The sequence below is a fragment of the Snodgrassella sp. M0110 genome (genome assembly GCF_016101465.1).
Classification (GTDB): domain Bacteria; phylum Pseudomonadota; class Gammaproteobacteria; order Burkholderiales; family Neisseriaceae; genus Snodgrassella; species Snodgrassella alvi.
Genome location: NZ_JACFQM010000010.1, coordinates 61,255 through 67,842, shown reverse-complemented (window position 1 = coordinate 67,842; position 6,588 = coordinate 61,255). Strand labels below are relative to the sequence as shown.

8 protein-coding genes are annotated in these 6,588 nt (G+C 34.4%); all 8 read right to left on the bottom strand.

Annotated elements, in window-relative coordinates; all coding sequences use genetic code 11:
* Positions 1–54: 54 nt before the first annotated feature.
* A complete protein-coding gene (locus H3T84_RS10595; protein ID WP_025331494.1) occupies positions 55–315 on the bottom strand; it encodes a hypothetical protein in 261 nt (86 codons plus the stop codon).
* Between the two features lie 221 nt (positions 316–536).
* Entirely contained in the window at positions 537–797 is a 261-nt protein-coding gene (locus tag H3T84_RS10590; protein WP_198219058.1) for a hypothetical protein, read from the bottom strand.
* Positions 781–987 (bottom strand): hypothetical protein, encoded by a 207-nt coding sequence (locus H3T84_RS10585; RefSeq protein WP_198219057.1) that lies wholly within the window; start codon positions 985–987, stop codon positions 781–783. Before H3T84_RS10585 ends, H3T84_RS10590 begins: the two co-directional genes overlap by 17 nt.
* A 386-nt stretch (positions 988–1,373) precedes the next feature.
* The gene (locus H3T84_RS10580; protein ID WP_198219056.1) at positions 1,374–1,634 is read right to left on the bottom strand and encodes a hypothetical protein; all 261 of its coding nucleotides are present in this window, start codon (positions 1,632–1,634) and stop codon (positions 1,374–1,376) included.
* 1,824 nt (positions 1,635–3,458) lie between these two features.
* Positions 3,459–4,058 carry a nitroreductase family protein gene (locus tag H3T84_RS10575; protein WP_198219055.1) on the bottom strand — a complete coding sequence of 200 codons (600 nt, stop codon included), beginning with the start codon at positions 4,056–4,058 and terminating at the stop codon, positions 3,459–3,461.
* A 343-nt stretch (positions 4,059–4,401) separates the two neighbouring features.
* The gene (locus H3T84_RS10570) at positions 4,402–4,704 is read right to left on the bottom strand and encodes an AzlD family protein (RefSeq protein WP_025331502.1); all 303 of its coding nucleotides are present in this window, start codon (positions 4,702–4,704) and stop codon (positions 4,402–4,404) included.
* Positions 4,697–5,404 (bottom strand): AzlC family ABC transporter permease, encoded by a 708-nt coding sequence (locus tag H3T84_RS10565; RefSeq protein ID WP_038649031.1) that lies wholly within the window; start codon positions 5,402–5,404, stop codon positions 4,697–4,699. The genes H3T84_RS10570 and H3T84_RS10565 overlap by 8 nt, the downstream gene beginning before the upstream one ends.
* Before the next feature lie 485 nt (positions 5,405–5,889).
* The gene (locus H3T84_RS10560; RefSeq protein ID WP_038649035.1) at positions 5,890–6,543 is read right to left on the bottom strand and encodes a YiiX/YebB-like N1pC/P60 family cysteine hydrolase; all 654 of its coding nucleotides are present in this window, start codon (positions 6,541–6,543) and stop codon (positions 5,890–5,892) included.
* Positions 6,544–6,588 lie beyond the last annotated feature (45 nt).

The window sequence follows — 6,588 nt, the reverse complement described above, 5'->3', positions numbered from 1 at the left end:
AGCACAAATTCATATCTATCAGAAACTTAATTCTAATATGATACTCAACAATTTTTAAAAACCTTTTCTCTTCATACATTCTATTCTTGCAGGTCCATAAACGTTAGCCATCCATTCATTCCTTGCTTCAGAACCCTGGGGGTCATTTGGGTCAGGCAAAGTTAATTCAAGCTCTTCAAAACATTCATGATGAGCTTTATTTCTTGCTGGTGATGACCAGCCCGGACCATTCCAGAATCTTATAGCTGCTTCCATGCAACCTTCCAAGCACAAACATACACTTAACAAAAATATAATTTTAATGCGGTGTTTCATGATAATGCATTCCTTCCTTAGGTTTAGTTTGCCTTACCAGAATAGGCTAGTTTCTTTTATTTCAGTTGCACTAGTATGCAAAAATCATCTTTTAGATATCGATACAGCCCTGTGTTCACTCTTTTAATATTACTATTATAAAATTCAGCTCTAGGCTAATTTATCAGATTACAAAATCATAAGCTGTTAATGTCCTGCTTGAACCATTATAGAAACTTAATTTAAAAACCTTTTCTCTTCATACATTCTATTCTTGCTGGTGTATAAACGTTAATAAGCCATTCAGTATATGCTTCAGAATACAAGGGGACATTAGGTTTAGGCACAGTTAATTGAAGCTCATCAAAACATTCCTGATCAGCTTTCTTATATGCTGGTGATGACCAACCCGGACCATTCCAGAATCTTATAGCTGCCTCCATACAACCCTCCAAGCACAAACATACGCTTAACAAAAATACAATTTTAATGCGGTGTTTCATGATAATGCACTCCTTCCTGAGGTTTAGTTGGCCTTACCAGAATCGGTATTGATGGGTTCATATTGTTTTTATTATAGTTTGGACCCTTAATCCACTTTTCTCTAAAATCTTCACAATAAGGATTATCAACTTCAATATTACCTGTTAAATTACCATTCTTATCTATATTTCTACCATAACTATCTTTCAAAAATTCATCCGGTGCTTTTCTGTAATCACTGCTATGCGAATACATGAATTATTTGTTTTCTACTCTTTATCTCAAACCGTAAAGTATCTGTACTGCATCCACATAATATAACAAATCCAACTAAGCTAAATTTCTTAATATTACTTGCCACTTTATACTCCATTTTGTCTATTTAAAAATTGTCTGAGACTAATAAACTTTTCTTCTTATTCATGCTATTGATGCAGGTGTACAAACGTTAGTCAACCACTCATTTTTAGCTTCATCATATGCTGCTAATGTTCAGCTAGAGGCGTTTTAGAAACTTATAGCTGAGTCCATTCAATTATCCAAGCACATATTCATATCTATCAGGAATATAATTCTAATATGGTACTCAACAATTTTTAAAAACCTTTTCTCTTCATACATTCTATTGATGCAGGTGTATAAACTTTACTAAGCCATTCATTACTTGCTTCAGAACCCGGTGGGTAATGTGGGTCAGGCAAAGTTAATTGAAGCTCATCAAAACATTCCTTACTAGCTTTCTTATGTGCTGCTGATATCCAGCCCGGACCATTCCAGAATCTTATAGCTGCCTCCATACAACCCTCCAAGCACAAACACATACTTAACAGGAATATAATTTTAATGTGGTGTTTCATGATAATGCACTCCTTTCTGAAGTTTAGTTGACCTTACCAGAATCGGGATTGATAGGTTTATATTGTTTTTATTTTGCATTGTACCTTCAAATCTTTTTTTCTTATAATCTAAATAATAAGGATTTATATTTTTCTTTTTAACTGGCTAATTACTATTAGCGTCTATACTTCTGCCAAAACTATCTTTCAAATGTCCTATCTGGTATAAAACTACAGGGCTGGCTGTGGCTGTTGCTATCCCGCCTATGCTGATAGTTGGGGAGGATAAACCTGCTCCTATCAAATTTAATAGTTTTAATAAATGATTAAATTTAATCATTATTAAATATATGATAATACAATTTGAATTACCCAGCTGACAAAATAAATTTTTGGATAATTTTTTATCATATCCTAAGCAAGACTATATAAACCGATAATGAATAATACATGTTAAAAGGTCTGCATCGTCCGGCACCGGTAACAATAAATATTTGTTAAACCTTTTAGCACCATATTGATCGAGTTCTTTTCCTGTAAATATATTTTTCGGAGATTGATAGCTTATTCTTGTTTTATGTTTAAACTTTGTTAACCAATTATACTTTGAAAATTAGGAAGATAAGCAATGTTATATTCTAATATATTTATTCTTAATCCTAATTCCGAAATTACTACTATCCTTATAATATTGCTATATACCGCGAAATTATTTATTATAATCCTTTTATATATTATAAGTTTATTATATGCCAGGCGAATTTATTGCTCACATTGCAGGAAATATCATTCAAGAATTTTGTAGAGGTTTTATAGAATTAGGATGGTCAAAAGATACTTTTAAAAGGAAACTATATTGGACTTCTTTTATTATTTTAAATATTGTTATGTTTGCATTTCTCTTAATATTTAACAAGGGGCCTATTACTATAACAGATGGTTTGATACTCTTTTTGACTTCATCTTTCCTTTCATTTTTGATTATAAATTTTTGTTGGGGTATATGGCGCTTCATTAAAGAATGGTTGAAGGTATCTAGTCGATAATAATCTCAATTCACTTGTTAATAAACAATTGACAGGTAATCCCCGCCAATTTTGTGTAAAACAAAGTATTATTTCATTAGAATATTAAAATAATTTAATTATAATTATATTAATAAGAATACTTATAAAAATATAAATTAATGTTTATATTATTTTCTAATTTATTAGTTTTTAAATCAATTTTTCCTAAATATATTTTTCTCTCATAATAACAGAATCCTTCATCGAAAGTACCGTTTATATAGGTAAAAAATATACTGTCCCCTTTTTTCACATAATTAGGTACAAGTGCATGGTAGTTATGCTTATTACTAGTATGATGAAGTTCATATTCGATACCAGAGTCTCCATAATAATCATATTTAAATATATATGTTCCATACTGATCATCAATTCTGCCGGTAAATATAAATATAAACCATATTGCTTAACCTGAAATAGACAATGATAAAAGTATAAATACACTAAATATTTTATGTTTCCAAATCCATCTCATATTTGTCTTTCTCTTCCCTTATATAATATTATATTAACTACCACAGGATACTTAAATCCAGATCTCATTCTCTTAAATATCTAATACCACAGGCTTTTATATCTTCCTGTTATTAATATCTGTAACCAATATTATCTATTTTTGATAAACTTGGATTACTGTAAAGCTACAGTAAATATCAGAATTATATTCAAGAATGATTCTGCTCGGAAAAAAGCTAAAAATTTGACCGGATCTCAGAAATTCTAATCCGGCCGGTGATATTACAGAATTTATTTTATAAATGATATCTGATTATCTGATTCAGTAAAATACTTTAAATCGTTCCGTATCATCAATAAAGCTTTTTTCAGGGAAAGGTGCTTCATTGGAACCAAAAGGCATCATGGCACGCAGCTTCCAGCTTTCCGGTATCTGCCATTCTTTAGCAGCTGCCGCATCCGGCAAAGGGTTATAGTGTTGCAGGCTGGCGCCGATGCCGGCATTCGCCAGAGCAGACCAGACTGCAAACTGGGCAATACCGCTTCCCTGTTCCGACCAGACAGGAAACTGCTCAGCATAGTTGGGATATTGCTGTTGCAGGCTGGCGATGATTTGCTGATCTTCATAAAATAATATGGTACCGATACCAGCCGCAAAACTCTTAATTTTGGCTTCTGTGGAGTCAAATTTGTCTGCAGGTACTCTGATACGCAATTCATTCATGACAATATGCCAGAATTTTTCACTTTGCTGACCAAACAGGATTACAGCACGTGAACTTTGCGAATTAAAAGCTGACGGAGACAGTTTAATGGCTTCTTCTATTAAAGCAGTTATTTCTTCTTGTGCCTGAATAATATTCCTGCCGAGTGCATACTGGGTACGACGTTTTTCAATGGCTTCTATTAATGTATTATTCATGTTCTTTCCTTTATCATTATGCAATTAAATTAATAAATTAACTCCAACATACATTGATATACTAGCGGAAAAATTTAAGTCTACCCAGCCCTGTTTATCAGTACAAAAATTATTCATTAAAGATATTAATAAATTTTATTTTCTTAAAAAACAGAACATAACAAACAAAATAAATCGGAATTGATGATAATTACGCCGGTTTGAAGTCGTTGTTACACAGTATTTCCTTACAGGAATTGATTTTTTTATTTCTATGAAAATGCCAGATTTGTTCTATTAAACAGACTGTTTTTAATATATTTTTATAAATTATTACTGTTATTGGGTCAGGAATATGCGGTATTTAGCTGAGCAGATAGTGACGCAAAAAAGCCGTAATAGCGATACTGAACACCACTGTTGGTAACAGTGAAAATCGCCACGCCAGTAATATCGTGATGATAACGGACAAAAGATTAGCCGGATTGGTTGTGGCAAAGGCAGGAGCGATTACGGCAATCAGGACACAGCCGGGGATGGATTCAAGGACTTTGGCCAGGCGCGGACTAAGCTTACGCTTGCGTAATAACAGATAACCACTGATTCGGGTGATGTAAGTAACTACCGCCATGGCCAGAATAGTGAGTAAAGCTGATAAATCAATCATACGCTGCCATGATAAAAGCTACAGTTAAGCCTGCTATTGTACCCAGTAATACATACCATGCACCAGGCAGGAAAAGATAGCCAGCAATCGCCGCCAGCAGGCTCACCAGCCATGGAATAGCTGCAGTAAAACCTTTCCACATTCCTTTGAGTAAAACCAGAAACACTGCCACAAAGGCCATATCAAAGCCGTAATGAGTAACATCGCCAATTACCGGCCCGATAAGTGCACCCACAGTTGTGAATCCGACCCAGACGACATACAGACCTATGCCGGCACCAAGATAAAAATAATAGCTGAATTTCTGCTTTGGTGAGTTTTTCGCATCAGTAAATGCCAGTGCCCAGCTTTCGTCACACATTAAAAACAACGCAGATAATACTTTTCGTCTGGGCAGATCTTTTAGATAAGGTGTCAGTGCTGCACTCATCAGAATATGGCGACTGTTTACCAGTAGTGTCATTAAAGCAATCAAGATTAAATGCGGGGGTGAAGTCCACAGATTAACCGCTACAAATTCGGAACCACCGGCAAAGTTTACCGCAGTAAGCAGTGAAATTTCACCGGTACTCATTCCTTTTTGAATTGCCTGCGCACCTAAAACCAGTGAAAACGGAATAAAACTCAGCATAACCGGCAAAGCGGTAATCAACCCTCTCTTAAATTCCTGTTTTGGTTGTAATACGGCAGACGATGACACTGTTTAGTGCTTTCCGGTGTAATTTTAGTGTTGTGTATTATAAAAAGGATATTTACACAACGTAAACATAAAATACCAATATTGATAATGAAATACAGCTTAAGCGGACGGACTCGATACAAATAAATAATTTTATGCGCTAATAATAATCTACTTCTGAATTTTTTATGCAAGTTAATTACAATTGGATTATTTTATCTATTCGCTTTTCTATTCTATTAATAGAATGATGCTGAATTAATATATAAATTTCTGTCTTTAAAAATACATATGTCATTTTGCTAATCATAAATATAAGACAGCTAACTCGGTATAAAATTTTTGATGCTATTAATTTTCATTATTCAGGAATAGTACGGATATCTGTATTAATCCGTTTATCTGACTCATGATTAGCGATTGGTTAATTTGGTATGTGCCGGATAAAGTTTAGTTTCTATAATGAAACAGACCAGCATAATTAATGCCGGTCTGTTGGTTAATGACTAATAATAATGAACAATATCAATTAAATCAGAGCGGGACATATCGCCCGGATTATTTCCGGGCTGACCCTCAGGTATCGGAATACCCATTTTCTGGAAATGCTTTACCCAGTAATCAGGAAATTCACCAGTATCTTTAGACTTAAAGGTCATTGCGCGTAAAGGGAATACTTCCTGCCCGTTATTGGCTTCCTTGAATATCTGATAAATCAGCTCAGAACAGTAATACTGATCGTTAGTGATATCAAAGGCATCATCGTATTTTTTACCTACTTTTTGCTGTGCATAAATCAAAGCAGAAGGAATCAGTGCCTGATAAGGTGCTTTCAATCTGCCCACTACTGCTCGCGGCTGACACTGTTTTTTGGGATGCAGATATGTTTTCAGGGATGTGATGCGGACTTCAGGAGTAGTGGCTTCAATAACAAAAAACTGATTTGGGGTTTTCTGCCAGACAATTCCGACATGAGTAAAATTATATCCGGCCAGACCACTGGTAGCGGCCTTAATGGCACTATTCATACCGCCATCACACTTTTCCAGAAAAATAAGATCACCATTTTGCGGTTTAAAGGATTTCTGGGCATAGACATTCAGACTGAAGAATAAACTGCACACCAGAGCCAGCAATAAACGGATAGTTTTTTTATTCATGTACAAACCATATCTTAAGTAAATAATGATTAATTATACTGCATA